Annotated in this window: 4 protein-coding genes; 3 read left to right on the forward strand and 1 reads right to left on the reverse strand. The window is 40.6% G+C overall.

Annotation, left to right across the window (positions count from 1 at the left end; all coding sequences use genetic code 11):
- Nucleotides 1-507 (forward strand): RagB/SusD family nutrient uptake outer membrane protein (locus tag ACR2F7_RS11565; RefSeq protein WP_432713716.1); only part of this gene is annotated, 507 nt, incomplete at its 5' end.
- 208 nt (nt 508-715) lie between these two features.
- Here the strand turns inward: ACR2F7_RS11565 and ACR2F7_RS11570 are convergent.
- Nucleotides 716-1,054 carry a hypothetical protein gene (locus ACR2F7_RS11570; protein WP_432713717.1) on the reverse strand — a complete coding sequence of 113 codons (339 nt, stop codon included), beginning with the start codon at nt 1,052-1,054 and terminating at the stop codon, nt 716-718.
- Nucleotides 1,055-1,159: 105 nt separating this feature from the next.
- Between ACR2F7_RS11570 and ACR2F7_RS11575 the strand changes: the two genes are divergently transcribed.
- Entirely contained in the window at nt 1,160-2,413 is a 1,254-nt protein-coding gene (locus tag ACR2F7_RS11575) for a cation:proton antiporter (protein WP_432713718.1), read from the forward strand.
- A 62-nt stretch (nt 2,414-2,475) separates the two neighbouring features.
- Nucleotides 2,476-3,519: a hypothetical protein gene (locus ACR2F7_RS11580; protein WP_432713719.1), complete on the forward strand. Its 1,044-nt coding sequence runs from the start codon at nt 2,476-2,478 to the stop codon at nt 3,517-3,519.
- The last annotated feature ends 93 nt before the right edge of the window (nt 3,520-3,612 follow it).

Raw genomic sequence — 3,612 nt, forward strand, 5'->3', positions numbered from 1 at the left:
TACCTGATTGTTGCAGAAGCTTACGGTCGTAAAGAAAACTATACAGAAGCTTTAAGGTTGATTAACAAATTACGTGACCGTGCAGGTTATGCTGCCCAAGAAGCACGTGAGCCTATTTATTTCCAGGCAGAAAATTTGCCAGAAACAGCTGTAGCTTCTACAAAAGCAGCAATGTTGGTTACTGAAGCTGCTTTTACACCTGGTACAACAGAAGCGGAAGCTGAAATGTATCCTTCAGGTGTATCTGGCAAAGCAAATGGCTTTATCCATTTCATTCTGAATGAAAGAGCCCGCGAAATGATGGGTGAATTTCACCGTTGGGAAGATTTGGCAAGAACAAAAACTCTTGTCATCAGAGCGAAAGCCTTTAATCCGGAAGCAGCAGCGAATGTGAGCGATAAACACTTTTACCGCCCAATACCACAAACTTTCCTTGATGTTAACCAGGCAGGTGGACAGCCATTAAGCGCTGAACAAAAAACGGCCATGCAGAACCCAGGCTGGTAAACTCATTTCCTACTTTATAACAATCAACAATTGTTAAAGCTCAAATATGCCGAAAGGCTGTTTGAGCTTTTTTATTTATCCAGGTTCCATGTTGTACACGAGTTTAAAATTTATACAGGTTCAACGTATTACACGAGTTCAAAATACCAGACACAAAAAATCCCTGAACAGTTGTGCTATCCAGGGATTTTTATAATGTTTAACCGAATTAAGAAACGCGGTAAACGTTGAACTTTTTATTTCTGATCGGCTGTCCTTTAATCAATAGACTCTCACCTTGATGATCGCGGGTATGTTTGATTTTAAAAGGCTCATCGCTTTTCTCAAATTCTTCAAAAGCAATTTTTAAACGGTCGATGAAAGTATCAGCATCTACTCTCCATTTTTTATTCTGGTACCAAAAGTAAGCAGTCACATTTCTTGTAGAGCCAACTAATTTACCATCTAACCTGCGGAAAGTTGGGTTTTGCTCTTTCAAAGGAACAACAGCATTCAGGTAAAACTCTTTAAAATCTTTATATTCAGGGATTGTGTTTATGGCACTCATAACTAATTTTTTGCGCAATTTACAGAATTTCGATGTGGAATGTGAAAAATTGTTTACGCTAAAAGACTAGCGATCCCTTGGCACAGCTTTTGGGCATGGCTTTCCATGGATAATTACATCCTCCTCCTCACACTTTTCGGTTTAGCCGCCTTTGCTATGACCTGGATGCCCGTGTTCACCAAAAAAACAGGGATATCCTATTCAGTTATCTATGTATTGGCAGGTGTATTAATTTATTTATTCTTCCCTAAAGTGTTGCCAGCACCAGATCCTTCCTCCGACCAGGAATTGATCTTAAGAATCACGGAAGTGGTCGTCATCATTTCCCTAATGGGTACAGGGCTTAAAATTGACCGTTCCTTTTCCTTAAAAAACTGGGCTAGTCCTTTGAAATTGATTATCATTGCCATGGTAGGCAGTATTGCAGGGGCCGCTTTTTTAGGTTATACACTTTTTAACTTTGACCTGGCCTCGGCAATGTTGTTAGGGGCCGTACTTGCCCCTACCGACCCTGTTTTAGCATCCGATGTGCAGGTAGAACCACCAAATACAGGCATCAAATCAGAAGCAAGGTTTTCCCTAACTGCAGAAGCGGGCCTTAACGATGGCATGGCTTTTCCTTTTACCTGGCTGGCCATCACCCTTGCCTTAATGGCTGGTAACCAGGCTAACGAGGCAAGCTTAGCACAATGGTTTGCCTTTGATGTGTTATATAAAATTACTGCAGGCCTTGTTTTAGGCTTTGCCACGGGGCGATTAGTAGGCTTTGTTCTCTTTCGCCTTACTAAGAAATATACATTTTTAGAAACCACAGATGGATTTCTGGCCATCTCCCTTACGCTATTGGTTTATGGACTTACTGAGCTTATTCAGGGTTACGGCTTTATCGCTGTTTTTATTTGTGCCATCAGTCTGCGACATTTTGAGAAAAAAGCGCAATTTCATAATTACCTTCACTCTTTTACCGACCAGATTGAGCGCCTGCTGATTGCTGTGGTCCTCATTTTATTTGGTGCGGCGCTGACGTCTGGGATTTTAAGTGGGCTAACCTGGAAAATGGTCCTCTTTACACTACTCTTTTTATTGATTGTCCGCCCCTTAACCGCCTATATCAGCCTGTATAAAGCTAACATCCACATCAAGGAAAAACTGGCCATCAGCTTTTTTGGCATCAGAGGCCTGGGTTCTATTTTCTACCTCACCTTTGCCTTTAAGGAGGCTAACTTTTTTCATGAAAAAGAATTATGGACCATGGTCACTTTTACCATTCTAATTTCTTTGGTCATGCACGGCTTTACAGCCACCACGGTAATGAAACATTTAAAAAAGACAATCCCTGAAGAACAGGTTCCAGAATAGGCTTCAATTTTATAAGGTAAATTATTGCAGAAAACAGTAAATTGAATTTAAATTGCAGCTTGATGGAATTAAATGATGTTAAAATAGCGCTGAAAAAGCCAATATTTCCGGTATCGCCTGCGCTACAGAAATACCTTAAAACTTACGAAAGGGAATCACGTTTACCCATATCGTATGATGATTTATTGCAGTTTGATGAGTGTTTTCCCATCATGGATAAAGATGGAAATGATTCGTTATGGCAAGGCCCCATTTATTCAAACAGCCAGATTGAAGAATTACACAATGGACTGAAAGTGATCTATGCCAATTTAAAGGCTTCGGGAAACTTAAGGATTGTACAACATAAATATATTGACCGCATAGAATATTGCAGCTTTGGCAATACACACCCTTTCCGCATTAGAATAGTAAACCGCTTAAACGATGTTTACGATTATTTCTATGTAAAAAGAGCAGATGCTTCGCGTATTTATGGCTTAGAGATGGAAGAGATTTTATCGCCTAACCAGGTCAACTACCTTGTAGACCGCGAAACGCTCATCGAAGAACATATTGCTGGCATTCCAGGTGATGTATTTGCCCGCGATTACCTCCACCGACCAGAATATAACCCCACCAGGATTGCCAAAGAGTTTGTTAAATTTAATGAACGTTGCCTGGTGATGCTGCTGGGTGACATGAGGGCTTATAATTTTGTGGTACAGATTACGCCAGATTTTGATGACATCCAATTCCGGATCAGGGCAATTGATTTCGACCAGCAGTTTTATGAAGGCAATATCAAGGTCTACCTGCCACAGTTTTTCAAAGAAAACTTCCCTTATGTACAGCTATGCATGAACCAGCTTTCTGACAAAACTTTTTTACAATACCAGCAGGAAGAAAAATCTTCCATCCTCCATCGGGTGCGCAGTGAAAGGCATCGTTTAGCAGATCTACGCGACGTGTCAAACCACGAAGTGCTGACTACCTCTGCCAATATTGAGCAGCTTAAAAAAGGCATGGCTTCGCACTTTGTAGACGATCAGTACCTGGAATGTAAAACCATGACCGATATGATTGAGCTCAATATTAAAAATATCATCAGACAGGTGAAGCTTTAATTTAGGAAGTTAAGCGGCTCTTGAATACCTGACCATAGCCGTATAAAAAAAGAAACCGGAATATTTAAAAAATGCTCCGGTTTCTTTTGAGCG

This window comes from Pedobacter sp., from assembly GCF_045628745.1.
In the GTDB taxonomy this organism is placed as follows: domain Bacteria; phylum Bacteroidota; class Bacteroidia; order Sphingobacteriales; family Sphingobacteriaceae; genus Pedobacter.